Origin of the sequence: Pseudomonas sp. ChxA (genome assembly GCF_030263855.1) — a bacterium.
GTDB classification, from domain to species: Bacteria; Pseudomonadota; Gammaproteobacteria; order Pseudomonadales; family Pseudomonadaceae; genus Aquipseudomonas; species Aquipseudomonas fluorescens_CB.
In genome coordinates, this window is the sequence record NZ_JARPMK010000001.1 from 5,473,743 (window position 1) to 5,498,718 (window position 24,976).

The window sequence follows — 24,976 nt, forward strand, 5'->3', positions numbered from 1 at the left end:
GCGCTCCAGTGCGAAGCGCCCCTGAAAGCCCGCGACTGCTGCGCAGTCGAACGGGAGCAAGCTCCCTCGCCACATGTGTAACATGTCCTAAAAAGAGTTGGCGCCCAATGCAGTGACGATGTTCGACAACACTGCCGACTCGCCATTGATCCGCACCTTCAAGCCATCTATCTCGCGACGTTCCGGGTAATGCTTGCGCAGCAGGTCGAACGCCTTGCGTTGCTCTTCCACGGTGCCTACAAGGCTGCGGCGAAAGTCCGCATCATCGCGGCGCGGGTCATACACGCTGCGGCACAGGGTCGCCAGCGCCCAGGCCGGGTCTGTCGATGCATTCAAATGCACTTCGGCCAGCCATGGCTGCGGCAACAAATCACTCAACTGGATACTGGGTTCCTGGCCCATATGGGCACACAAAGCCTGGTAGATCTTCGCGGTACCACGCTGTTTGCCGTCGAGGCTGTAGCCGGCGATATGCGGTGTGGCCAGCACGCACAGGTCGGCTAGGTCGACGTCCACTTCGGGCTCGCCTTCCCACACGTCCAGCACTGCTTGCAGGTCTTCGCGCTCCAGCAGCACTTCGCGCAACGCCGCGTTATCGACGACAGGGCCGCGACTGGCGTTGATCAGCCAGGTGCCGGGCTTGAGGCGACCAAGGCGTTCACGATCAAACAGGTGCCACGTGGAGCCATTTCCGGATTTGGTCAGCGGCGTGTGCAGGCTGATCACGTCGCACTGCTCGATGATTTGCGCCAGGCTCACGTAATCGCCGTCTTCGGCGATCTGGCGCGGCGGGTCACACACCAGCACGTTCCAGCCCAGGCCTTTGAGCACCTTGACCAGACGCCCGCCCACTTCACCGGCACCGACGATGCCGTAAGTGCGTTGATTGAGGTCGACGCCTTCGATTTCGGCCAGTGTCTGCAAACTGCCCAGCACGTAGTCCACCACACCGCGGGCATTGCAGCCAGGCGCGCTGGACCAGGTGATACCGGCCTGTTTGAAGTAGTCCAGGTCCAGGTGATCGGTGCCAATGGTGCAGGTGCCCACAAAGCGCACTTTAGTGCCGTCCAGCAAGTGACGGTTGACGTTGGTTACCGAGCGCACCAGCAGCACATCGGCCTGCTCGACCGTGGCGCGGTCGATGGAACGCCCGGGTACGCGGCGAATCTCGCCAAACCCTTCGAAGAAAGCATCGAGCAGCGGAATATTTTCGTCGGCAACAATCAACATGGCAGGCTCCTTTCGCGGATTGGCAGTGTACAGGGATGCGTAGTTTGAGTGTGGGAGCTGGCTTGTGTGGGAGCTGGCTTGCCTGCGATGGCATCACCTTGATCGTCCTGAAAAACCGAGGTGCCAGCATCGCAGGCAAGCCAGCTCCCACATGGGCCAGTTCCCACAGGGGTTTATCCTCTACCGGGAAAGCGCATTACAAATCAGCAACACAGGTTTTTTCCTGACCACTGCGTCAAAGCGTAGACTTCGCCGTCCTTTGCAACTCTTTTACTGGACACCCGCACGTGAACACCGCCACCGCCTCCCTCTCCCGCCCCGCCCGCGTCAGTCGCGAGGTGCGCAGCCTGCTGACCCTGGCCCTGCCGATCATGATCGGCCAGCTCGCCACCACGGCCATGGGCTTTGTCGATGCGGTGATGGCCGGGCGCGTGAGCCCGCGAGACCTGGCGGCGGTGGCCTTGGGCAACTCGATCTGGATTCCGGTGTACCTGTTGATGACCGGCACGCTGCTGGCCACCACGCCCAAAGTCGCCCAGCGCTTCGGCGCCGGTCACCACACAGACATTGGCCCGCTGGTGCGCCAATCCCTGTGGCTGGCAGTGGTGGTGGGCATCACTGCCCTGCTGATGCTGATCAGCGCCGAGCCGATCCTGCACGCGATGAATGTCGACCCCGAGCTGATCAAACCCTGCATGGCCTACCTGCACGGCATCGCGTCCGGCATGCCCGCCATCGCCCTGTATTACGTGTTGCGTTGCTTCAGTGATGGCCTGGGCCGTACGCGCCCCAGCATGATCATGGGCCTGTGCGGGCTGGCGTTGAACATTCCACTGAACTACGTGTTCATTTATGGCCACTTCGGTGTGCCGGCCATGGGCGGCGTGGGTTGTGGCTGGGCTACAGCCATTGTGATGTGGGTGATGATGCTCGGCCTCGCCGCCTGGACCCGCTGGGCACCGGCGTACCAGAGCAGCGAGTTGTTCAAGCGTTTCGACTGGCCGCAATGGGCCGTGATCAAGCGCGTGCTGGGCATCGGCCTGCCGATCGGGATCGCGGTGTTTGCCGAATCGAGCATCTTTGCGGTGATCGCTCTGCTGATCGGCAGCCTGGGCGCCAACGTGGTGGCCGGGCACCAGATCGCGCTGAACTTCAGCTCGCTGGTGTTTATGATCCCCTATTCGCTGAGCATGGCGGTCACGGTACGGGTCGGCCAGGCATTGGGCCGTGGCGAGCCGCGTGAAGCACGCTTTGCCGCCGGGGTCGGCATGGGCACGGCACTGACCTACGCGTGCCTGTCCTGCAGCCTGATGCTGCTGTTTCGCGAACAGATTGCCACGATTTACACGCCTGACCCGCTGGTGATCCACGTGGCATCGATGCTGATCGTGTTTGCGGCGCTGTTCCAGTTCTCCGACGCGATCCAGGTCACCGCTGCCGGCGCGCTGCGTGGCTACCAAGACACGCGGGTGACCATGGTGCTGACCTTGTTTGCTTACTGGGGCGTGGGGTTGCCGGTGGGCTATACCCTGGGGCTGACCGATTGGCTGGGCGCAGCGAGTGGGCCAAACGGGCTATGGCAAGGGCTGATCGTGGGCTTGAGCTGCGCAGCGGCGATGCTGGTAATCCGCCTGGCACGCAGCGCGCGCCGGCGGATTCGCCTGGTTTAAGCGGACTTCTTGCGGATCCAGTACAGGTACGCACCGGCGTGCTCCTGCTGATCCACCAGTTCGTGGTCGAGGAACACGCAGAACTTGGGAATATCGCGACGGGTCGACGGGTCGGTCGCGATCACCTTGAGCAAGCCGCCCGGCGGCAGGTCACGGATGTGCTGGTGCAACATCATCACCGGTTCAGGACAGTTGAGGCCGGTGGCGTCGAGGGTGCCGTCGACAGACAATTCAATACTCATAATCACTCCTGAAACTGGCCCGCTCCAGTGTGGGAGCGGGCTTGCCCGCGATGACCGGGGCACATTCAACATAGATTTCAACCGTTATACCGCTATCGCAGGCAAGCCAGCTCCCACATTGGGTTTCAGCGGGATTTAGGTTTCTTTGCATCAACCAGCCGACGCAGGTGGCAAGTCACTTCCTCTCGGTCGTGATACAGCTGCTTGCAGCCGATTTCCACCCGAATGCCACGAGCCTTGAAGCCATCTTCGATGCGCTCAAGCAAACGCTTTACCTCAGCATAACGCTGCTTCATCGGCAGTTTGAGGTTCACTACCGCCTCGCGGCAATGCCCTTCGCCAATCCAGGTTTCCAGCAGCGCGGCATTACGCGCCGGTTTCTCGACGATATCGCAGACCATCCAGTCCACCGGCTGTTTAGGCACGAAGGTAAAGCCGTCTGCCATCAAATGCTGCACCAGGCCGGTGTCCATCAGGCTTTCGGCCATGGGGCCGTTGTCGATGGCGGTCACCAGCATGCCACGGTTGACCAACTGCCAGGTCCAGCCGCCCGGCGCGGCGCCGAGGTCGACGCCGGTCATGTCGCCATGCAGGCGTTCGTCCCACTGGTCGCGGGGGATGAAGTGGTGCCAGGCCTCTTCAAGCTTCAGGGTCGAACGGCTTGGCGCGTCCCGTGGGAACTTGAGGCGTGGGATGCCCATGGGCCACATCGCCGAATTGTTCGACTCGGCCAGGCCCATGAACACTTCGCGGCCGCTTTTGAAGGTCAGTAGCAGGCGCGGCTTGCTCGGGTCGTCCACCAGCTTGCCGGCGTTGAGCAGGGCTTTGCGCAGGTGCACTTCGAATTTCTTGCAGAAGTTCGACAGTTCTTTGCCGTCGTTGGTGTCGACCATCTCCAGCCACAGGCTGCCGCACACCGGGAATTCGCGCAGGTGGGCGAGGATCACGCTGATGCGGTCGGTTTCCGGCAGGTCGATAAATACCCCGCGCGCCCACTGCCTTGGGAAGATCAGCTCGGCAAACCGCTGGCCGTGCATGAGGCGCTGGGCGCCGTCTTCTTCGGTGCAGACAAATTCGGCGCAGGCGCTGCCGGTCTTGGCCTTGGCGTAGCCGGAAACGTTCAGGCGCGCGGCGTGTTCCGCGATCTCGGAACAGACTTCGCCTTCAAAACCCGGGCGGCAGTGCATAAAAAGGGTGTTCATCAACTCTCCTGGTGACTCAACCGGCCTTGCGCTATCGCAATACCTGTCATGAAAACGCGCGCATGATAGCCGAGTTCGGAACCTTGGACTTAACGATAGAGTCCAGTTATTAGCCTGCTAATGAAAACAGGGCTAAGTTGAAAGCTCTGTTCGTCCCGTCAGGTCCGTAGCCGTGCGGACCATAAGGAGTCATGTAATGTCATCGCTAGATAGCCTGAGAACCCTTAAAACCCTGCAAATCGACGACAAGACCTATCACTACTTCAGCCTGCCCGAAGCCGCCAAGAGCCTGGGTGACCTGGACAAGCTGCCGATGTCCCTCAAGGTGCTGCTGGAAAACCTGCTGCGCTGGGAGGACAACAAGACCGTCACCGGCACTGACCTCAAGGCCATCGCCGCCTGGCTCAAAGAGCGCCAGTCCGACCGCGAGATCCAGTACCGCCCAGCCCGCGTATTGATGCAAGACTTTACCGGCGTGCCCGCCGTGGTCGACCTTGCCGCCATGCGCGCCGCCGTAGCCAAGGCCGGTGGCGACCCGCAGCGCATTAACCCGCTCTCCCCCGTGGACCTGGTGATTGACCACTCGGTGATGGTCGACAAGTTCGGCAACGCCGACGCATTCGAGCAAAACGTCGATATCGAGATGCAGCGCAACGGCGAACGCTACGCCTTCCTGCGCTGGGGCCAAAGTGCGTTCGACAACTTCAGCGTAGTGCCACCGGGCACGGGCATCTGCCACCAGGTCAACCTTGAGTACCTGGGGCGCACGGTGTGGACCAAGGACGAAGACGGCCGCACTTACGCCTTCCCCGACACGTTGGTGGGCACCGACTCCCACACCACCATGATCAACGGCCTCGGCGTACTGGGCTGGGGCGTGGGCGGCATCGAAGCGGAAGCTGCGATGCTCGGCCAGCCGGTGTCGATGCTGATCCCGGAAGTGATCGGCTTCAAACTGACCGGCAAATTGAAAGAAGGTATTACTGCCACCGACCTGGTGCTGACCGTCACCCAGATGCTGCGTAAGAAAGGCGTGGTCGGTAAATTCGTCGAATTCTATGGCGACGGCTTGGCCGACCTGCCCCTGGCCGACCGCGCAACCATCGCCAACATGGCCCCGGAATACGGCGCCACCTGTGGCTTTTTCCCGGTGGACGAGGTGACGCTGGACTACCTGCGCCTGTCCGGCCGCCCAGCAGAGACCGTCAAGTTGGTCGAGGCCTACACCAAGGCCCAAGGCCTGTGGCGCAGCGCCGGCCAGGAACCGGTGTTTACCGACACCCTGGCGCTGGACATGGGCAGTGTCGAAGCCAGCCTGGCTGGGCCCAAACGCCCGCAGGACCGCGTGTCACTGCCCAATGTTGGCCAGGCGTTCACTGACTTCCTCGACCTGCAGTTCAAACCCGCCAGCAAAGAAGAAGGCCGCCTGGAAAGTGAAGGCGGAGGCGGGGTTGCCGTGGGCAATGCGGATTTGGTCGGCGAGACCGATTACGAGTACGGCGGCCACACCTACCGCCTCAAAAACGGCGCGGTGGTGATCGCCGCGATTACCTCCTGCACCAACACCTCCAACCCCAGCGTGATGATGGCCGCAGGCCTGGTAGCGAAAAAGGCCGTCGAAAAAGGCCTGACCCGCAAGCCCTGGGTAAAAACCTCCCTGGCGCCCGGCTCCAAAGTGGTGACCGATTACTACAAGGCGGCCGGCCTTACCCAATACCTCGACACGCTAGGCTTTGATCTGGTCGGCTACGGCTGCACCACCTGCATCGGCAACTCCGGGCCATTGCCTGAGCCGATCGAAAAAGCCATCCAGAAGGCCGACCTGGCGGTGGCTTCGGTGCTGTCGGGCAACCGCAACTTCGAAGGCCGTGTGCATCCACTGGTGAAAACCAACTGGCTGGCCTCGCCGCCGCTGGTGGTCGCCTATGCCTTGGCCGGCACCGTGCGTATCGACATCAGCAGCGAGCCGCTGGGCGAAGGCAAGGACGGCAAGCCGGTGTACCTCAAAGACATCTGGCCGAGCAGCAAAGAGATTGCCGACGCGGTCGCGCAGGTCAGCACCGGCATGTTCCACAAGGAATACGCCGAAGTGTTTGCCGGTGACGAGCAATGGCAGGCAATTGAAGTGCCGCAGGCCGCGACCTATGTATGGCAGAAGGACTCCACCTACATCCAGCATCCGCCGTTCTTCGACGATATTTCCGGGCCATTGCCGGTGATCGAGGACGTCAAGGGCGCCAACGTGCTGGCCCTGCTAGGCGATTCGGTGACCACCGACCACATCTCCCCCGCCGGCAATATCAAGACCGACAGCCCCGCCGGGCGCTACCTGCGCGAACAAGGCGTGGAGCCACGTGACTTCAACTCCTACGGCTCACGCCGTGGCAACCATGAAGTGATGATGCGCGGCACCTTTGCCAACATCCGCATCCGCAACGAAATGCTCGGCGGCGAAGAAGGCGGCAACACGCTGTACATCCCCACCGGCGAGAAAATGCCGATCTATGACGCGGCCATGAAGTACCAGGCCTCGGGTACACCGTTGGTGGTGATCGCAGGCCAGGAATACGGCACCGGTTCAAGCCGCGACTGGGCGGCCAAAGGTACTAATCTGCTGGGGGTAAAGGCAGTGATCGCCGAGAGTTTCGAGCGGATTCACCGTTCCAACCTGGTGGGCATGGGCGTGTTGCCGTTGCAGTTCAAGCTGGATCAGAACCGCAAGACGCTCCAGCTGACTGGCAAGGAGAAGATCGACATCCTGGGGCTGACCGATGCCGAGATCGAGCCACGGATGAACCTGACGCTGGTGATTACTCGTGAAGACGGCAGCAGCGAGAAGGTTGAGGTGTTGTGCCGGATTGATACCTTGAATGAGGTGGAATACTTCAAGGCCGGTGGCATCTTGCACTATGTGCTGCGCCAGCTGATCGCGTCCTAAGCAACACTGGAGATCAAATGTGGGAGCTGGCTTGCCTGCTCCCACAGTTTTGAGCGTGTTTTAGATTAGCCGAACAACCACTTCCACAGCAGCACCAGCACGACCACCGCCAGCACCGGCCGCGCAATGCGGTAGGCCTTGGGATGCTTGCGCTTCCACTGCTTGACCACACCACTGAACTTGTCGCTGAAGGTTTTGCTCCAGGCATACGCCTGGTTGATCCCGCCCACACGTTCGTCATCCAGATTTTGCGGCGCAGTTGCGCGACCCAGCTGCTTGCTGACCCAGCGATTGATGCTGGTCATGATGCGGTTGCTCAGCGGGCGTTCGATGTCGCAGAACAGAATCACACGGGTATGCTCGGTTTCGTTCTTCACCCAATGCACGTAGGTTTCATCGAACATCACGTCTTCACCGTCGCGCCACGCGTAAACTTGGCCGTCGACAAAGATGCGGCAGTCGTCGGAGTTTGGCGTGGACAAGCCCAAGTGATAACGCAGCGAGCCTGCAAACGGATCGCGGTGCGGGTTGAGGTGGCTACCACCCGGCAACAGCGCGAACATCGCGCCCTTTACGTTCGGGATACTGCTCACCAAGGCCACGGTTTTCGGGCACAGCGCCTCGGCCGATGGCAGCGGTTTGTCATACCACTTGAGGTAGAAACGCTTCCAGCCCTTCTTGAAGAACGAGCCGAAACCGGCGTCGTTGTTCTTTTCGGCGGCGCGGATGTAACCCTCGTCGAACAGGTGCATGGCCTCTTCGCGGATCACCTCCCAGTTATCCTTGAGCACATCCAGTTCCGGGAACTTGCTGCGATCCAGGTATGGCTTGGACGGCACGGCCGAGAACAGGTACATCAAGGCGTTATACGGGGCGAACAGCGCCGAATGGTTGACGAACTGGCGCAACACCGGCAAACGCGCCTTGCCGCGCAAGTGCACATACAGAATGCTGCCGATAAACAACGCCAGCACCGACAGTTTGGCGGCCAAAGAAAAGGTCATGCAGCAACTCCTGAAAATAAGCGCCTGGCCAGCAACCTCCCGTCAACGGGAAACCAGACGTAGCAGCCGGCCATGATAAACACTTGGGCCATTATGCAGAAGGCCCAGGAAAACCGGCTGACATAAATCAACCCCGGTGATGAGCGGGGCCGTTGTGGCGAGCAGGCTTGCCCTGCGTTGGAGTGCGAAGCACTCCCAGTTCAGACCACGCGGTGTAACTGATAGACCGATTCGACGGTTTTAGGGCTGCTTCGCACCCCAGCGCAGGGCAAGCCTGCTCGCCACATGAAGCTCCCTCGCCACAGGAGAGCATCACGCCTGGGTTTCTTGCTCGGTAAACAGATCACTGAACAACATGCTCGACAGGTAACGCTCGCCGGAGTCCGGCAGGATCACCACGATAGTCTTGCCTTGCATTTCCGGCTTCTCGGCCAGACGCACGGCCACGGCCATGGCGGCGCCGCAGGAGATACCGCACAAAATCCCTTCTTCCTGCATCAGGCGCAGGGCCATGGCCTTGGATTCGTCGTCGGTCACCAGTTCCACGCGGTCAACCATCGACAGGTCGAGGTTTTTCGGCACAAACCCGGCGCCGATGCCCTGGATTTTATGCGGGCTCGGCTTGATTTCTTCACCTGCCAGCGCCTGGGTGATCACCGGCGACACGCTCGGCTCAACCGCCACCGACAGAATCGGCTTGCCGGCAATGTTCTTGATATAGCGCGAAACGCCGGTAATGGTGCCGCCAGTGCCCACGCCCGCCACCAACACATCCACCGCGCCATCGGTGTCGTTCCAGATTTCCGGGCCGGTGGTTTTCTCGTGGATCGCCGGGTTAGCCGGGTTTTCGAACTGGGCCGGCATAAAGTAAGTGCTCGGGTCGCTGGCGACGATTTCACCGGCTTTGTCGATAGCGCCCTTCATGCCCTTGGCCGGCTCGGTCAGCACCAACTCGGCGCCCAGCGCCTTGAGCACTTTGCGTCGCTCGATGCTCATGGACGCCGGCATGGTCAGCAGCAGCTTGTAGCCACGCGCAGCGGCGACAAACGCCAGGCCGATGCCGGTGTTGCCGGAGGTCGGTTCGACAATGGTCATGCCCGGTTTGAGTTTGCCGGTGCTTTCGGCGTCCCAGATCATGTTGGCGCCAATGCGACACTTCACCGAGTAACCGGGGTTACGCCCTTCGATCTTGGCCAGGATGGTCACGCCACGCGGCGCAATGCGGTTGATCTGCACCAGGGGCGTGTTACCGATGGAGTGCGCGTTGTCTGCAAAGATACGGCTCATGACGGGTCCTTAAGGCAATTTCAAGAAGGCCCCAAGGGTATGCCTCAGGCCTTTAGGCGTCCAGTCAGAGGAACGTTGCGCCCGCGCGTGCGGTCCATCGCCTATACCGTTGGAGAGTATTGACATGAAACGTCGCTACAGTGGGCTGCTATGGATCGTCGCCGTACTGGTGGTAATACTGATCGCCCTGGACCTGGCCCTGCCCTATCTGGTGCGTAATTACCTGAACGACAAGCTGGCCGACATGGGCGACTACCGTGGCCAGGTCACCGATGTAGACGTGGCGCTGTGGCGCGGCGCGTACCGCATCAATGGCCTGAAAATTGTCAAGGTCGACGGCAAAGTCCCGGTGCCGTTCGTCGACGCGCCGCTGATTGAATTTGCCGTCAGTTGGCACTCGCTGTGGTACGACCATGCCGTCGTCGCCGAGGGCCATTTCGTAAAGCCTGAAATCAACTTCGTCGACGGCGGTGCCAACAAACAGGCGTCCCAAACCGGTAAAGGCACCGACTGGCAGCAACAGTTGAAAAAACTGCTGCCGATCACGCTGAATGAAGTGCGCATTGAAGATGGCAAAATCGCCTTTCATAATTTCAGCTCCAAGCCCCAGGTGAACATCAAGGCCACCGAGGTCAATGCCAGTCTGTACAACCTGACCAACGTGGTAGACCTCAAAGGCAAACGCGACGCGCGATTCGAAGGCAAGGCCCTGCTGCAGGGTCAGGCCCCTATGGAGGCCAACGCAACCTTTGATCCTTTAAATAACTTTGAAGACTTCGAATTCCGCTTCCGCGCCCGCGACTTGCAACTTAAACGCATGAACGACTTCGCCTCGGCCTATGGCAAATTCGACTTCAAGGCTGGCACCGGCGACGTGGTGATTGAAGCCCAAGCGGAAAAAGGCCAGCTCACTGGCTATATCAAGCCACTGCTGCGCGATGTAGAAGTGTTCGACTGGAAACAGGACGTGGAAAACAAGGACAAAAACATCTTCCGCTCGATCTGGGAAGCCGTGGTAGGCACCAGCGAAACCGTGCTGAAGAACCAGAACAAAAACCAGTTTGCTACCCGTGTGGAACTCAGTGGCAGCGTGCATCAGCAAGATATCAGCGCGTTCTCCGCGTTTTTGGCGATTTTACGCAATGGTTTCATCCAAGCGTTCAATGCCCGCTACGAACAACCCAAGCCTTCTGCAGATTAAACACAGCAGCCAGCTTGTGTGGGAGCTGGCTTGTGTGGGAGCTGGCTTGCCTCGGTGCCACTGATAAACCGAGGTGCTCGCATCGCAGGCAAGCCAGCTCCCACACAAGCACAATCATGACCCGGCAGCAGGACTGCAACGTGACCGGCCATTCAGACACTGAATGACCCGTCTGCGTTCACAGTCGCCGGGGCTGCGCGGTATAGTCCGGGCATTGATGAATTCGAGGAATGACCGATGAAGTTCGAAGGCACCCAGGCCTATGTGGCTACCGATGACCTGAAACTGGCCGTCAACGCCGCCATCACCCTGGAGCGGCCGTTGCTGGTCAAGGGCGAACCGGGCACCGGCAAGACCATGCTTGCCGAGCAACTGGCCGAATCCTTCGGCGCCAAGCTGATCACCTGGCACATCAAGTCGACCACCAAGGCGCATCAAGGCCTGTATGAGTACGACGCGGTCAGCCGCCTGCGCGACTCGCAGCTGGGCAATGAGAAAGTCCACGATGTGCGCAATTACTTGAAAAAGGGCAAGCTCTGGGAAGCCTTCGAGTCCGAGGAGCGCGTGATTCTGCTGATCGATGAAATCGACAAGGCCGACATCGAGTTTCCCAACGACCTGCTGCAAGAACTCGACAAGATGGAGTTCTACGTCTACGAAATCGACGAGACCATCAAGGCCAAGAAACGCCCGATCATCATCATTACCTCCAACAACGAAAAAGAGCTGCCGGACGCGTTCCTGCGCCGCTGCTTCTTCCACTACATTGCCTTCCCCGATCGCAGCACCCTGCAAAAAATCGTCGACGTACACTACCCCGACATCAAGAAGGATTTGGTCAGCGAAGCGCTGGACGTGTTCTTCGACGTGCGCAAAGTGCCGGGCCTGAAGAAAAAGCCATCCACCTCCGAACTGGTCGACTGGCTCAAGCTGCTGATGGCCGACAACATCGGCGAAGCCGTGCTGCGCGAACGCGACCCGACCAAAGCCATTCCGCCGCTGGCCGGCGCTCTGGTCAAGAACGAGCAAGACGTGCAGTTGCTGGAGCGTCTGGCGTTCATGAGCCGTCGCGGTAATCGCTGATGCTGCTCAACCTGTTCAATGAGATGCGCGCCGCCAAGGTGCCGGTGTCGGTGCGCGAGCTGCTCGACTTGATCAACGCGCTTAAACAGCGCGTGGTCTTCGCTGATATGGACGAGTTTTATTACTTGGCCAGGGCGATCCTGGTCAAGGATGAGCGGCATTTCGACAAGTTCGACCGCGCGTTCGGCGCCTATTTCAATGGCCTGGAAAAACTCGACGAGCACTTGCAGGCATTGATCCCTGAAGAATGGCTGCGCAAGGAATTCGAACGTTCGCTAACCGATGAAGAACGTGCACAGATCCAATCCCTTGGTGGCCTGGATAAGCTGATCGAAGAATTCAAGAAACGCCTGGAAGAACAGAAAGAACGCCACGCCGGCGGCAACAAGTGGATCGGCACCGGCGGCACCAGCCCGTTTGGCTCCGGCGGCTACAACCCGGAAGGCATTCGGGTTGGCGATGCCGGCAAGCGCCAGGGCAAGGCGGTAAAGGTCTGGGACCAGCGCGAGTACAAGAACCTCGACGACCAGGTGGAATTGGGCACGCGCAACATCAAGATCGCCCTGCGCCGCCTGCGCAAGTTTGCGCGCCAGGGTGCGGCCGAAGAGCTGGATATCGACGGCACCATCGACCACACGGCGCGCGATGCCGGTTTACTGAATATCCAGATGCGCCCGGAGCGGCGCAACACCATCAAGTTGTTGCTGCTGTTCGATATTGGCGGCTCGATGGACGCCCACGTGAAGATCTGCGAAGAGCTGTTTTCGGCGTGCAAGACCGAGTTCAAACACCTGGAGTACTTCTACTTCCACAACTTCGTGTACGAGTCGGTGTGGAAGAACAACCAGCGCCGCACCTCGGAGCGCACCTCTACCCAGGACCTGCTGCACAAGTACGGTGCCGACTACAAAGTGATCTTTATCGGCGATGCGTCGATGGCGCCGTATGAAATCACCCAGGCCGGTGGCAGTGTCGAGCACTGGAATGAAGAGCCTGGGTATGTGTGGATGCAGCGCTTCATGGCCAAGTACAAGAAGCTGATCTGGATTAACCCCTACCCGAAAGACACCTGGGGATATACGGCGTCGACGGGGATTGTGCGCGAGTTGGTGGAGGATCAGATGTATCCGCTGACGTTGCGTGGGTTGGAAGAAGGCATGCGTTTTCTGTCTAAGTAGGTGGTGTATTCACTGACGCTATCGCAGGCAAGCCAGCTCCCACATTTTGAATGCATTCCAAAGTTGAAATGCATTCCCCTGTGGGAGCTGGCTTGCCTGCGATGCTTTTAGCGATTCAAAAACCGCTGCAAAAACTCGATGTGCTGCCGATGCGCGGTCTCCTGCACCACCGGCGCCAACCTCACCTTCTCCCCCGGTAAACACTGCGCCAACCGCGCCAGCGCCAACGGCGTCAACGCGCCCAAACGCGGATAGCCACCAATAGTCTGCCGATCATTGAGCAACACAATCGGCTGGCCATCCGGTGGCACCTGGATAGCCCCCAACGGGATCCCTTCGGAGATCAGCGACGGCCCCTGGTACTGCAACGGCGTACCCAGCAAGCGCATGCCCATGCGGTCGGCGCGGCTGTCCAGCGACCATTCGGTGTTGAAGGCATCGAACAAGCTCTGCCCACTGAATTGGCCGATTTGCGCGCCGACAATCACCTCCAGTGATGCCTTCACCAGCAGCGCTGGCTCATTCAGCACTCGCATCGCGCCGCCCGTACCGGAATAAGCCAGTCGCGCGCCTTCGGGTAACGCTTTGCCGAAGCCATCCAACCCGCCAAGTTCCTCACGTACCACCGTGGCGCAACTGCCCAACACGTGCGGGGCATCAAACCCGCCCGGCGCCGCCAGGTAAGCTCGCGCGCCACTGAACGGCTGGGTGAATCGCAAACGCTGGCCCTTTTGCAGGATAAAACTGCGCCCCGGGCTGATGGCGCGCTCGTCGATATAGGCACCCAAGTCCGCGCCGGCCAGCGCCAGCAGGCAATAGTCTTCAGCCTGCACGGTAAACCCACCCAAGGTGATTTCCACCACCGGCGCATCCAAGGCATTGCCCAGCAGCCAATTGGCCCAGGACATCGACACCCAGTCCAGCGCGCCGCCCTGGGTCACGCCCAAGTGGCGCACGCCAAACCGCCCGGCGTCCTGTAACAGGCACAGCGGCGTGCTGGCCTCGATCAACAAGCGGCTCATGCCTGCGCCTCCAGTGGTGTGTCATCGCCACCCAGGTTGATGAATTCGGCGTGGCTGACGGCCTCGAAACGCACGGTATCGCCGGGTTGCATCAGGCTGTAGCCGTCGCGTTCTCGGTCGAACAGTTTAGCTGGGGTGCGACCGATCAGGTTCCAACCGCCCGGAGACACCACCGGGTACGCGGCAGTCTGGCGCTCGGCAATGCCAACGCTACCGGCCGCCACGCGTTTACGCGGCGTGTTGAGACGTGGTGTGGCGAGGATCTCGTCCACCAACCCCATAAAGGCAAAACCGGGTGCAAAGCCCAGGGCAAATACTTGGTATTGGTGGGCACTGTGACGGCGGATCACGTCGTCTATGCCCAGGCCACTGCGCTGGCCGAGCAAGGTGAGTTCCGGGCCGACGCTCAGGTCGTACCACACCGGTAACACATGACACTGGCCACTGCCCTGAGCCTGGGGCTGCAGGTCAGTCAATGCCACGTCGATCAGCTCCCGCGCCTGTGCCGGGCTCAACACGCTAAGGTCGTAATGCACCATCAAGGTTGTGTAGGACGGCACCAGATCCACCAGCGCTGCGCCGAAACCTTCGCGCAGGCGCTGCGTGGCGGCGAGCATCCACGGCATATTGGCTTCAGCAATCACCTCAAACAGACGCACCATCAGGCAGTCGATCGCCACCACTTCAATGCGTGGTTTCATACTGGCTTCAACGCCTCGCGGATACGTTGCACGGCAGCAATGGAGCTGGCGTTGTCGCCGTGTACGCACAGGGTATTGGCCTGCAACACCAAGGGGCTGCCGTCGCTGGCAGTCAGGGCTTGCCCACGGGAAATGGTCAGAGCTTGCTGCACGATGGTGTCCGCATCATGGTGTACGGCGCCGGGCAACTGGCGGGAGACCAGATGGCCGTTTTGGTCGTAGGCTCGGTCGGCAAAGGCTTCGAACCACAGGGTCAGGCCGAATTCATCGCCCATCGCCTGGGCCTCGCTGTTGTCGCTTTTGGCCAGCAACATCAAGGGCAAGTTGCCATACGCGGCCACAGCCTGCATCACCGCACGCAGTTGCGCCGGTTTGGCCATCATGTCGTTGTACAACGCGCCGTGGGGTTTGACGTAACTGACGCGGGTACCCTGGGCACGGCAAATGCCATCAAGGGCGCCGATCTGATAGTGCATCAGGTCCTGGATTTCCTGCGGCGTATAAGCCATGGAGCGGCGGCCAAACCCTTGCAGGTCCTGGTAGGCCGGATGCGCACCTATCTGCACAGCGTGCTTGAGGGCCAGGCCAACGGTCTTGCGCATGATGCTCGGGTCGCCGGCATGAAAGCCGCAGGCCACGTTGGCGCAATCGATGAACGGCATGACCTCGGCGTCCAGACCCAGGGTCCAGTTGCCAAAGCTTTCGCCGATATCACAATTCAATAGCATGCGGCTCACGGTTGGTGCTCCTGTAGGCTTTGTATTTTTTGTAGTGTGGGATTTTTCACGCAGAACTCGCAACTTGTCCTGACACCCCAGCGAAGCTTATCGTGCGATGGTCCGATTTTTGGCGTTCGCCGGGGGCGGCGTCCAACTAATAAAAACCGATCCAAGCATAAGAAAAGTTGATCCCATGAATTTGAAGTTCCTCGAAACCTTCGTCTGGGTGGCCAAGCTCAAGAGCTTTCGCCTGACCGCCGAGAAGTTGTTCACCACCCAGGCCTCGATTTCCAGCCGCATCGCCGTGCTCGAAAGCGAGTTGGGTGTGAAGCTGTTTCTGCGCGATTCACGCGGCGTGAGCCTGACCCCGGAAGGCTTGAAGGTGCTCGATTACGCCGAGCAGATGATGGTGACCATGCAGGGCCTCAAGCAGTCACTGGAGACCACCAGCAGCAAGGTCGGACGGATTCGGATCGGCGCCATGGACACGGTGATCCACACCTGGCTGAGCCAGTTGGTGGCGCAATTGATGGAGCATTTCCCGCGGGTAGAAATCGAACTGGTCGCCGATACGGCGCTTAACCTCAGCGATCAGCTGCAAAAAGGCTTCCTCGACCTGATCCTGCAAACCGACCTGCTGCGCCTGGAAACCGTGCGCAGCCTGGAGCTGGCCAGCCATCCCATGGCCTGGATCGTCGCCAGCCAGTCTATCTACAACCGCGACTACGCCTCCCTCGCCGAACTGGCCCAGGAGCGCATCATCACCTACTCGAAAAATTCCCACCCGCACCAGGATGTGCTGAGCCTGATGCAGGCCAACGGGATAGCTTCGCCACGCATGAACTGTGTGAACTCGGTGTCGGCGATTACGCGCTTGCTGCGCGATGGTTTCGGCATTGGCGCGCTGCCACCGGTGCTGGTGATGGAAGAATTGGCGCGCGGGGAATTGGTGATGCTGCCGATGGCGCAACGCCTGCCGAATTTGCAGGTGGTGGTGTCATGGCGTGTGGGGGTGGAGTTGGTGGAGGAGATTGTGGAGTTGTGCCAGAAAGTCGTGGCGCGGTATGCCGAGGAAGTGGGTGAAAACCGGATGCTGCTGGCGAAACCGGTTTAAAAAGGTGGGAGCTGGCTTGCCTGCGATAGCGGCCTATCAGTTGCAGATGTGCGAACTGACCCACCGCTATCGCAGGCAAGCCAGCTCCCACAGTTGACCATGTTGGTCTTTAGAGGCCTTTAAGGTCACGTTCTTCGATCGGCCGGCTCTGACGCAGGCGCTTGCCGCCCAACACCACCCAGTCGATCAGGCGGAACAGGCATTCGATGCCGAACGACAACAGCATCGCCCCGCCCAGGCCCCAACCCATCGCCTCAGGCGTCAGCAGGATCTGGTAGCTGTAGCCATTCCAGGTTTCCAGGCGGATATCCGGGTCGGCCGCCACCGCCACTTGCAGCGCGCGGATGTACCAAGGGCCTTGCATGGCCTGGAACTGCTTGTCCAACGCCACCTGACGATCGAGCAAAGTGCCCAGGCTGTTGGCATCGCTGCGAAACACCGGATCATCACTGGCGCGGTAATGGGCCACCAACGCCTGCAAGTCCCCATTGAAGAACTGCTGCGCCGTGGCATCAAAGCCGCGCAGGCCGGTCTGGGCCTCGATCAAATGGGCTTCAACGCGCTTGGCGTAGTCGTTGATAAACCCCGGCACTTGCACGCCGACCAACAAGCCAATGGCAAACAGCACCAACCGCAGATAACTGAGCAACATGGTCGATATCCTTACTCGGTAACGCCTTGGCTGACGCATTCACCGCGTCGCCACAGGCTCCATTGGCCCGGTTCGTAGCGGGTCCAGTTTTCATTGTCGGTCAAGGGTTCGGTGGCGATCACCGTGACCACGTCATTGGGCGTGGTTTCGGCCTGAAAATCGACGATCACGTCGACATCCTTCAGGCGCGCCGGGCCAAACGGTGCGCGCCGGGTGATCTGTGCCAGTTTGGTCGAGCAGTAGCAAAACAGCCAGTCACCGTCGCTGAGCAGGCAGTTGAACACGCCTTTGCTGCGGTATTCGGCGCAGGCGGCGATCAGGTCCGGCAGCACTTGCTCGATGTCGACAGGCTCCGGGAAAGCTTCGCGCACGCGGTTGAGCAGGTCGCAGAACGCCGCTTCGCTGTCGGTATCGCCCACCGGCCGGTAGAAGTTGGCGCGCGGGTTGAAGTCGGCCAATTGGCCGTTATGCGCAAAACACCAGTTACGGCCCCACAGTTCGCGCACGAACGGGTGAGTGTTGGCCAGGCTCACCTTACCCACATTGGCTTGGCGGATATGGCCGATCACCACTTCACTTTTGATCGGGTAACGCTGCACCAGCAGCGCCACTTCCGACTCGCTGCTCGCGGCCGGGTCCTGGAACAGCCGCAGGCCACGACCTTCGTAAAACGCGATGCCCCAACCGTCACGGTGGGGGCCGGTACGCCCGCCCCGCTGCATCAGCCCGGTAAAGCTGAACACGATATCGGTGGGGACGTTGGCACTCATGCCCAATAATTCACACATGCCAGGGCTCTCGCTGCAGGGCTTACAACGTTAAAGGCGCGGCTCAACCCGCAGGTTGCCGGCAGGCGCCGGGCGACGGAACGGTTCGTCGTCTTCGTCTACCGGCTCGGCGGCCAGTGCGGCGTCGGCGGCGGCCTTGCGCTCACGGCGCGCGTTGGCGGCACGCTCGATGGGCCAGCGGATCAACACGATCACGATATACACGCCAAACGCGATCATCGTGTACATGAACAGGTCGGAAATGGCCCGCCAGGCGTTATTGCCCACATGCAGCACCAGGTCCAGGGCGGTAATGGCCACGGCTGGCGCAAACTGGGTCTTGACCGGGTCGACGATGGTCGGGCTGAACAGCAACACCGCCATCAGCAATTGCAGCGGCTCGCGCAGCCAGCGCCAGATCCAGCGGGTCATGCGCCACCACACCAACAGGCAGCCCAAAGCGGCGAAGGCGTAAAGGCCCCAAGCGGTCAGATAGTCGTTCTCGGTCATGGTGTCCATGGCAAGGCTGGCAAAGAGGCGGCTATGATAACGGCTTTTGCGTGTCTCGGCTGCAATGCCTGCCACCATCCGCCAGACAGAGAGTGATCCATGCCTATATCGACTGCCCCGATCGCCCGCAAGGCCCAAGGCCCAGACCCGTACGCCTGGCTGCAAGAGCGTGACACAGCTGAAGTGCTCGATTACCTAAAGGCCGAAAACGCCTGGCAGGAAGCCCAGCTCGCCGACCAGAAAGCCCTGCGTGAAAACCTGTTCGAAGAGATCAAGGGCCGCATCCTGGAAACCGACCTGTCGTTGCCTTCGCCGTGGGGGCCGTACCTGTATTACACGCGCACCACCGCCGGTGATGAATACGCCCGCCACTACCGCTGCCGTCGCCCGGCGGATGACAGCAACACGGTAGACGAAAGCAGCGAAGAGTTGCTGCTGGACCCGAACGTGCTGGCCAATGGCGGCTTTTTCTCCCTCGGTGCGTTCAGCATCAGCCCCGACCACCTGCGCCTGGCCTACAGCCTCGACACCAGCGGTGAAGAGATTTACACCCTGTACGTGAAGGAATTGGCCACCGGCAAAGTCAGCGAACTGGAGTTCGAAGACTGCGACGGCAGCATGACCTGGGCCAACGACAGCCTGACGCTGTTCTTCGGCGAACTGGATGACACCCATCGCCCGCACAAGCTTTACCGCTACCGCCTGGATGGCACGGCAGCGCAGGAAGTGTTCCACGAGCCCGATGGGCGGTTCTTCCTGCATTGCTACCGTTCCAGCTCCGAGCGTCAATTGCTGTTGGCCCTGGGCAGCAAGACCACCAGCGAAATCTGGGCGCTGGACGCCGAACAGCCGCAACAGGATTTCACCTGCCTGGCGCCACGGGTCGAAGACCATGAGTACGATGTCGACCACGGCATGCTGGATGACCAATGGACCTGGTTTATCCGCAGCAACCGTGACGGCATCAACTATGCGCTGTTCGTCGCCGCCGACACTGGCACTGCGCCGACCGAGGACCAATGGCAAAACCTGATCCCCCACAGCGACGACGTGATGCTCGACGGCGTGACCCTCAATGCCGGCGCCATGACCTTGAGTCTGCGCATCGGCGGCCTGCCGGTGATCGAAGTTCACCCGCAGGGTTCGACCGCCTATCGCGTGGAACTGCCTGACGCCGCCTACAGCCTTTACGTACAGAACAGCCTGGAATTTGCCAGCGACAAGATCCGCCTGCGTTACGAAGCCCTGAACCGTCCGGCCCAGGTGCGCCAGCTTGAACTGGCCAGCGGCGCGCAGGTAGTGCTCAAGGAAACCCCGGTACTCGGCGTGTTCAACGCCGACGATTATGTCAGCCAACGGTTGTGGGCGACTTCTGCAGATGGCACTCAGGTGCCGATCAGCCTGGTCGTCAAGCGTGATCAGTTGGGCAAACCCACGCCGCTGTACCTCTATGGCTACGGTGCCTACGGCTCAAGCCTCGACCCGTGGTTTTCGCATGCGCGCCTGAGCCTGCTGGAGCGCGGCGTGGCCTTTGCCATCGCGCATGTGCGTGGCGGCGGCGAACTGGGTGAAGCCTGGTACCGCAATGGCAAGCAGGAACATAAACAGAACACGTTCAGCGACTTTATCGCCTGCGCCGAGCACTTGATCGCCGAAGGGCTGACCACCTCCAAGCAGCTGGCTATCAGCGGCGGCAGCGCCGGCGGCCTGTTGATCGGCGCTGTGCTCAACCAACGCCCGGAGCTGTTCCAGGCGGCGATTGCCGAAGTGCCGTTCGTCGATGTGCTCAACACCATGCTCGACCCGGACCTGCCATTGACCATCACCGAGTACGACGAGTGGGGCAACCCGCAAGAACCCGAGGTGTATGAACGCATCAAGGCCTACGCGCCGTACGAAAACGTCCAGGCCCAGGCTTATCCGCACATGCTGGTGATCGCCGGTTATAACGACAGCCGCGTGCAGTATTGGGAAGCGGCCAAGTGGGTGGCCAAATTGCGCGACACCAAAACCGACCACAACCTGTTGCTGCTCAAGACCGAACTTGGCGCCGGCCATGGCGGGATGAGCGGGCGTTATCAAGGATTACGTGACGTAGCGCTCGAATATGGGTTTGTCTTCAAGGCCCTGGGCCTCGTTTAAGGAACTTAGTCAGGCGGTCCTGTCTGAACACAAGACCGCCCGACTTGATTGATGGACCAAGATTGCAGCTATGCCACTACCGACTCTGATGAACAACGAAATCCGCGACATGCTCATGGATTGCGGCCTGTTCGACCCGCTGTTACCGGAAGATTTTCACGTGGCCGCCGGCTACTTCAATATCAGCAGCATCGCCCGCGACGAGGTGATTTTCCTCGAGGGCGATGCAGGCACCTTCATGTGCATCTTGCACAGCGGCCAGGTGGCCGTGCAAAAAACCAATCACAGCGGCCAGCGCCTGACCATCGCCACCCTGCGCAGCGGCCGGGCCTTTGGCGAAATGGCCGTGCTCGACGGCGAGCGGCGCTCTGCCAGCTGCGTGGCCGCCAGTGATTGCGTGCTGTTGAACCTGGGCAAGGATGCACTGGAAAAAATGCTCAACGAGGCACCCAGGGTGGCGGCCAAGATCATTCGCGCGATTGCGATTGCCTTGTCCAAGCGCCTGCGCATGGCCGACGGGCAATTACTGTCCCAGCAATTTTAACCACCGGGCGTCTTCGGCTTGCTGTCATTTTGCAGCAGGCCGGGCACCGTTTGATCCTTGGGCGGCGTTGGCAACACAATCGGCACCAGCGCGGGTGAACCATTCGCGGTGGCTTTGGGCGCCACGGGCGGGGTGACTTGCGGGTACAAGGTGGGCGTCGGCGTGCCCGGCGCGCCGGGGGTTGGCGTAGGCGCCACGGGCACGGTTTGCGCCTCTTGCGCCTGCGCCGCACCCAATGTGAGCGCGCTTAACGCAATGACCGTTAGAATGCTGCACTTCATCGATGGCTCCATGGCCTGACCGGAATGTCGTAAGGCTACTCCCAACCGCGCAAGAATGCCCTTCCCAATGAGATTTCCATGAAACGTTTCGTTCTGCTCGACACCACTCCGATCCCCGACAACGGCGGTGCCTTGTGCCTGTTCGAATACGGCGAGGATTTTGTCATCAAGATCCAGGGCGGTGACGGCGGCCAGTTGATGAACACGCGCATGCACGGCTCCGAAGACGCGCTGGCGGAGATTCCTTGCCGTAAAGTCGCCGGCAGGCCGGGTTCTCGGGTGTTGATCGGCGGCCTGGGCATGGGCTTTACCTTGGCTGCAGCCCTCAAGCATTTAGGCAAGAGCGCTGAAGTGGTGGTGGCGGAATTGGTGCCCGGCGTAGTGGAATGGAACCGTGGCCCACTGGGGGAAAAATCCGGCCGCCCGCTGCTGGACCCACGCACGGTGATCCGCATGGAAGACGTGGCCAAGGTGCTGCAGGCCGAGCCCCAGGGCTTTGACGCGATCATGCTGGATGTGGACAACGGCCCCGAAGGTCTGACGCAAAAGGCCAACAGTTGGCTGTATTCAGCCGGTGGCCTGGCCGCGTGTGCCAAAGCGCTGCGCCCTAAAGGCGTGCTGGCGGTGTGGTCAGCCAGCGCCGACAAGCTGTTCAGCGACAAACTGCGCAAGGCCGGGTTCAAGGCCGAGGAAGTGCAGGTGTTCGCCCATGGCAACAAGGGCACCCGGCATACCATCTGGATTGCCGAAAAGCTCAAGGGCTGAGGCTCGCAGACACCGCCCCCCCCTGTAGGAGCGCTCTTGTGTGGGAGCGCTCTTGTGTGGGAGCTGGCTTGTGTGGGAGCTGGCTTGTGTGGGAGCTGGCTTGTGTGGGAGCTGGCTTGCCTGCGATAGCATCACCGCGGTCTACCTGAATCACCGAGGTGCCAGCATCGCAGGCAAGCCAGCTCCCACATTTTGGTCCTGTGTCAGCCCCGGGATTTTCGGTAGTCGATCACATACGGCACTTTTTTCTCAAAGGTCTTTTCCAACTCGCCCTGGTCCAGCTTAGTCATACCGCCCAGTTGCCTGGCAGTAAAACCGCTGCTGCCCACCTGTGAATCCGGCGCCACGCTGACCATGCGCTTGGCGACCGCTTCAATCGCGTCCTTATAGCCGCCCTTCTTGTTCAGGTTGTACGCCTTCAAATCAATCTGCGTGCGCAGCCAGTTGCCCCAGTAGAACTCCAGAAATTCCGGCGCAATTGCGCCATCGTCCGGCTTGCCGTATGCGGCCTTGCGGGTGAAATACACCAGGCTACGAAACGTGTCGTCCTGCAGGTTCTTGAAGCCCAGGTGCGCAGGCAGTTGCTGTGGCGGCAGGGGCTGGCCTTGATTGTCCTTGAGCCAGACCTTGCGGGCCGCCTCCATACGCTGCCAGAAGGTGTTCATGTCGGCGCTGTTGCTGAAGTCATCGGTCACCTTGACCCACATTTTCAACTGCGGGCCGCCGCCCGGCACTTCCCACAGCGTGGTGAAACTGTGATGACCGTCGGTCAGGTACAACTGGCCACCGGGGCCGACCACCACGGTCTTCATGTCATCGGGATGGGTGCCCACCGGGTCTTTGCAGGTGAAGCTGCCGGGTTGGTGCAGGTCGGCTTTCTTCGGCACGTTGTCGGCGGCGCCCTGGCCGTTGGTTTCGCAGTATTCGTCGAACACCTTGGCCGGTTTGTCGGCGAACAGCCCCAGGCTGTAGTAGATCTGGTCAAAGCCCACCACGGCCTGGGTCGGGTGCAGTTGCTCAAGGGCCACCTCGATCACCTGGCCGGGCTTGGGTGTGGAGAACGCCTGGGCTTGAGCGGCCAGCACGCTGAGCAGCAGGGCTGCGGTCCATGTGTACACACGCATAGGTTTCAGATCCTTGTGAAGTGAATGTGCCGATACTACAAACGTTCACTCAAGCGCAGCTGTACCGCAGCTGAAAAAGCCAGCGGTCATTTGCCGCGCGAGCGGCTAGAATCAACCCTATCCGTGAACCACCAAATAGCCAGGAGCCATGATGAGCTCGACCAACCCGCCCTCCCACACCGCCAAGCTCGACCGCATCCTCGCCGATGCCCAGCGCGACCGGGAAATGGGCTACCGCGACAAAGCCTTGAAGATGTACCCGCACGTGTGCGGCCGCTGCGCCCGTGAGTTTGCCGGCAAACGCTTGAGCGAACTGACCGTACACCATCGCAACCACAATCATGATGACAACCCCCAGGACGGCTCCAACTGGGAGTTGCTGTGCCTGTACTGCCACGACAACGAACACTCGCGCTACACCGACCAGCAGTACTTCGGCGAAGGCTCCACCAGCAGCCCGACGATTGCCAAGGCGACGCACAACCCGTTTGCGGCGTTGGCGGGGTTGATGAAGAAGGACGACTGAAGCCCTTCTTTGTCTGTGCGGGCCTCATCGCAGGCAAGCCAGCTCCCACAAGGGAATGCATTCCAAGTGTGGGAGCCGGGCTTGCCCGCGATAGCGATCGCCCAAGCGCCACATGCCGCCAAGGCCGTATAATCGCGGTTTTCCTCCAAGGCACCCTTCCCCGTGGGCAATAAACGCTACAGCTGCATCGGTCTGTATAACCCCAAATCCCCCGAAAACGTCGGCTCGGTGATGCGCGCCGCCGGCTGCTACGGCGTGGCCTCGGTGTTTTACACCGGCGTGCGTTACGAGCGCGCCCGGGACTTCATCACCGATACCAAGAAGGTCCACCACGACATTCCGCTGATCGGCATCGATGACCTGAAAAAAATCCTGCCGCTGGGCTGTATCCCGGTCGCCGTGGAGTTGGTGGAAGGCGCCCGCCCACTGCCCGAGTACACGCACCCCGACCGCGCGCTGTACATCTTCGGCCCCGAAGACGGCTCGCTGGACAAAGAGATCCGCGACTGGTGTGAAGACGTGGTGTACATCCCGACCACCGGCTGCATGAACCTGGCCGCCACCGTCAATGTGGTGCTCTACGACCGGTTGGCCAAGGGCAACAACACCCGTTCGGGCCCCAAGTACTGATTTTTCGGGAACATCCGGCACCCGCAAACAGTCAGCTACTTACACTTGCCTTTGTTGGAGACACACCATGAGCGACAGCAAAACCCTGCGACCTATCATTGAACACCTGCAACCCGCCCCCAAAAGCGAGCAAAACGTGCACGGGTCGGAACGCATTCTTTCGGTGGCCGGCGGTGTGATGATGGTCGGCAAAGGCCTGCGCCGTGGCGGCATTTTCGGGCTTATCCAGGTGGCGATTGGTGGCGTGGCGCTGGTGCGCGGCGTGACCGGGCACAGCTCGCTCAAAGACAAGCTGGAGCAAGGGCGCCAGGAAATGAACAGCGTGCGTACCAAGATTGAACGCGCGGGCGAAGAGTTGAAGAACTTGAAGACCAAGGCTGAAGTGGCGGCGGAGAAAGCCACTAAATAGCCCGGCCAAGTCCAATCAACTGTGGGAGCTGGCTT

General features: G+C 60.5%; 25 protein-coding genes. 12 read left to right on the forward strand and 13 right to left on the reverse strand.

All coding sequences use genetic code 11. The annotated features are described in order from the left end of the window. Positions 1 to 87 precede the first annotated feature (87 nt). Complete coding sequence (gene pdxB, locus P5706_RS24585; protein ID WP_285682368.1) at positions 88 to 1,230, reverse strand: 4-phosphoerythronate dehydrogenase PdxB; 1,143 nt, start codon at positions 1,228 to 1,230, stop codon at positions 88 to 90. Positions 1,231 to 1,517: 287 nt separating this feature from the next. On the opposite strand from pdxB, the gene P5706_RS24590 reads away from it, so the two are divergent. Continuing rightward, a complete protein-coding gene (locus tag P5706_RS24590; protein ID WP_285682370.1) occupies positions 1,518 to 2,900 on the forward strand; it encodes an MATE family efflux transporter in 1,383 nt (460 codons plus the stop codon). On the opposite strand, the gene tusA is transcribed toward P5706_RS24590, so the two are convergent. Further along, entirely contained in the window at positions 2,897 to 3,142 is a 246-nt protein-coding gene (gene tusA / locus P5706_RS24595; protein WP_502945503.1) for a sulfurtransferase TusA, read from the reverse strand. The two genes, P5706_RS24590 and tusA, sit on opposite strands and share 4 nt — an antisense overlap. A gap of 125 nt (positions 3,143 to 3,267) precedes the next feature. Further along, positions 3,268 to 4,344: a 23S rRNA (cytidine(2498)-2'-O)-methyltransferase RlmM gene (rlmM, locus tag P5706_RS24600; RefSeq protein WP_285682372.1), complete on the reverse strand. Its 1,077-nt coding sequence runs from the start codon at positions 4,342 to 4,344 to the stop codon at positions 3,268 to 3,270. Positions 4,345 to 4,540: 196 nt separating this feature from the next. Between rlmM and acnA the strand changes: the two genes are divergently transcribed. Further along, a complete protein-coding gene (gene acnA / locus P5706_RS24605) occupies positions 4,541 to 7,282 on the forward strand; it encodes an aconitate hydratase AcnA (protein ID WP_285682374.1) in 2,742 nt (913 codons plus the stop codon). 65 nt (positions 7,283 to 7,347) lie between these two features. Here the strand turns inward: acnA and P5706_RS24610 are convergent, their stop codons facing one another. Both P5706_RS24610 and cysK read right to left on the reverse strand, forming a co-directional pair. Beyond that, entirely contained in the window at positions 7,348 to 8,286 is a 939-nt protein-coding gene (locus P5706_RS24610; protein WP_056857296.1) for an aspartyl/asparaginyl beta-hydroxylase domain-containing protein, read from the reverse strand. Positions 8,287 to 8,598: 312 nt separating this feature from the next. Beyond that, complete coding sequence (cysK, locus tag P5706_RS24615; RefSeq protein ID WP_285682377.1) at positions 8,599 to 9,573, reverse strand: cysteine synthase A; 975 nt, start codon at positions 9,571 to 9,573, stop codon at positions 8,599 to 8,601. 124 nt (positions 9,574 to 9,697) lie between these two features. Between cysK and P5706_RS24620 the strand changes: the two genes are divergently transcribed. From P5706_RS24620 to P5706_RS24630, 3 genes are all read left to right on the forward strand, one after another. Further along, on the forward strand, positions 9,698 to 10,774 hold the full coding sequence (locus P5706_RS24620) for a DUF748 domain-containing protein (protein WP_200430552.1): 1,077 nt from the start codon (positions 9,698 to 9,700) through the stop codon (positions 10,772 to 10,774). A gap of 237 nt (positions 10,775 to 11,011) precedes the next feature. Next, the gene (locus P5706_RS24625; protein ID WP_017137402.1) at positions 11,012 to 11,857 is read left to right on the forward strand and encodes an AAA family ATPase; all 846 of its coding nucleotides are present in this window, start codon (positions 11,012 to 11,014) and stop codon (positions 11,855 to 11,857) included. After that, positions 11,857 to 13,035, forward strand: coding sequence for a vWA domain-containing protein (locus P5706_RS24630; protein WP_285682380.1), 1,179 nt, complete (start codon positions 11,857 to 11,859; stop codon positions 13,033 to 13,035). The genes P5706_RS24625 and P5706_RS24630 overlap by 1 nt, the downstream gene beginning before the upstream one ends. 107 nt (positions 13,036 to 13,142) lie before the next feature. On the opposite strand, the gene P5706_RS24635 is transcribed toward P5706_RS24630, so the two are convergent. Genes P5706_RS24635 through P5706_RS24645 form a run of 3 tightly spaced genes read right to left on the reverse strand, consistent with a single transcriptional unit; the run spans position 13,143 to position 15,495 of the window. Continuing rightward, on the reverse strand, positions 13,143 to 14,057 hold the full coding sequence (locus P5706_RS24635; RefSeq protein WP_285682382.1) for a 5-oxoprolinase subunit C family protein: 915 nt from the start codon (positions 14,055 to 14,057) through the stop codon (positions 13,143 to 13,145). Beyond that, positions 14,054 to 14,758: a 5-oxoprolinase subunit B family protein gene (locus P5706_RS24640; protein WP_285682384.1), complete on the reverse strand. Its 705-nt coding sequence runs from the start codon at positions 14,756 to 14,758 to the stop codon at positions 14,054 to 14,056. The genes P5706_RS24635 and P5706_RS24640 overlap by 4 nt, the downstream gene beginning before the upstream one ends. Then, positions 14,755 to 15,495 (reverse strand): 5-oxoprolinase subunit PxpA, encoded by a 741-nt coding sequence (locus P5706_RS24645; protein WP_285682386.1) that lies wholly within the window; start codon positions 15,493 to 15,495, stop codon positions 14,755 to 14,757. Before P5706_RS24645 ends, P5706_RS24640 begins: the two co-directional genes overlap by 4 nt. A 175-nt stretch (positions 15,496 to 15,670) precedes the next feature. Between P5706_RS24645 and P5706_RS24650 the strand changes: the two genes are divergently transcribed. Continuing rightward, a complete protein-coding gene (locus P5706_RS24650; RefSeq protein ID WP_200430559.1) occupies positions 15,671 to 16,591 on the forward strand; it encodes a LysR family transcriptional regulator in 921 nt (306 codons plus the stop codon). A gap of 109 nt (positions 16,592 to 16,700) precedes the next feature. On the opposite strand, the gene P5706_RS24655 is transcribed toward P5706_RS24650, so the two are convergent. Genes P5706_RS24655 through P5706_RS24665 form a run of 3 tightly spaced genes read right to left on the reverse strand, consistent with a single transcriptional unit; the run spans position 16,701 to position 18,598 of the window. Next, positions 16,701 to 17,243, reverse strand: coding sequence for a DUF2937 family protein (locus P5706_RS24655; RefSeq protein WP_099548664.1), 543 nt, complete (start codon positions 17,241 to 17,243; stop codon positions 16,701 to 16,703). An 11-nt stretch (positions 17,244 to 17,254) separates the two neighbouring features. Further along, positions 17,255 to 18,031 carry a class II glutamine amidotransferase gene (locus P5706_RS24660; RefSeq protein ID WP_285682390.1) on the reverse strand — a complete coding sequence of 259 codons (777 nt, stop codon included), beginning with the start codon at positions 18,029 to 18,031 and terminating at the stop codon, positions 17,255 to 17,257. 30 nt (positions 18,032 to 18,061) lie between these two features. Further along, positions 18,062 to 18,598 carry an MFS transporter gene (locus P5706_RS24665; RefSeq protein ID WP_065929160.1) on the reverse strand — a complete coding sequence of 179 codons (537 nt, stop codon included), beginning with the start codon at positions 18,596 to 18,598 and terminating at the stop codon, positions 18,062 to 18,064. A gap of 21 nt (positions 18,599 to 18,619) precedes the next feature. Here P5706_RS24665 and P5706_RS24670 point away from each other — a divergent pair, with 21 nt between their 5' ends. Next, positions 18,620 to 20,662, forward strand: a complete 2,043-nt coding sequence (locus P5706_RS24670) for a S9 family peptidase (RefSeq protein WP_285682393.1) — start codon at positions 18,620 to 18,622, stop codon at positions 20,660 to 20,662. A 70-nt stretch (positions 20,663 to 20,732) separates the two neighbouring features. After that, positions 20,733 to 21,206, forward strand: coding sequence for a cyclic nucleotide-binding domain-containing protein (locus P5706_RS24675; protein WP_065929158.1), 474 nt, complete (start codon positions 20,733 to 20,735; stop codon positions 21,204 to 21,206). Here P5706_RS24675 and P5706_RS24680 read toward each other — a convergent pair. After that, positions 21,203 to 21,487: a hypothetical protein gene (locus P5706_RS24680; RefSeq protein WP_200430562.1), complete on the reverse strand. Its 285-nt coding sequence runs from the start codon at positions 21,485 to 21,487 to the stop codon at positions 21,203 to 21,205. The genes P5706_RS24675 and P5706_RS24680 overlap by 4 nt on opposite strands. Positions 21,488 to 21,565: 78 nt before the next feature. Between P5706_RS24680 and P5706_RS24685 the strand changes: the two genes are divergently transcribed. Continuing rightward, complete coding sequence (locus P5706_RS24685; protein WP_056857309.1) at positions 21,566 to 22,252, forward strand: spermidine synthase; 687 nt, start codon at positions 21,566 to 21,568, stop codon at positions 22,250 to 22,252. 203 nt (positions 22,253 to 22,455) lie between these two features. Here P5706_RS24685 and P5706_RS24690 read toward each other — a convergent pair whose 3' ends face one another. Further along, a complete protein-coding gene (locus tag P5706_RS24690) occupies positions 22,456 to 23,376 on the reverse strand; it encodes a ParB/Srx family N-terminal domain-containing protein (RefSeq protein WP_285682397.1) in 921 nt (306 codons plus the stop codon). Between the two features lie 151 nt (positions 23,377 to 23,527). On the opposite strand from P5706_RS24690, the gene P5706_RS24695 reads away from it, so the two are divergent. The 3 genes from P5706_RS24695 (at position 23,528) to P5706_RS24705 (ending at position 24,941) form a co-directional block, all read left to right on the forward strand. Continuing rightward, positions 23,528 to 23,902, forward strand: a complete 375-nt coding sequence (locus tag P5706_RS24695) for a YajD family HNH nuclease (RefSeq protein ID WP_003210675.1) — start codon at positions 23,528 to 23,530, stop codon at positions 23,900 to 23,902. A gap of 162 nt (positions 23,903 to 24,064) precedes the next feature. Then, on the forward strand, positions 24,065 to 24,532 hold the full coding sequence (locus P5706_RS24700; protein ID WP_003189607.1) for an RNA methyltransferase: 468 nt from the start codon (positions 24,065 to 24,067) through the stop codon (positions 24,530 to 24,532). A gap of 67 nt (positions 24,533 to 24,599) precedes the next feature. Continuing rightward, positions 24,600 to 24,941, forward strand: coding sequence for a YgaP family membrane protein (locus P5706_RS24705; RefSeq protein ID WP_017137388.1), 342 nt, complete (start codon positions 24,600 to 24,602; stop codon positions 24,939 to 24,941). Positions 24,942 to 24,976 lie beyond the last annotated feature (35 nt).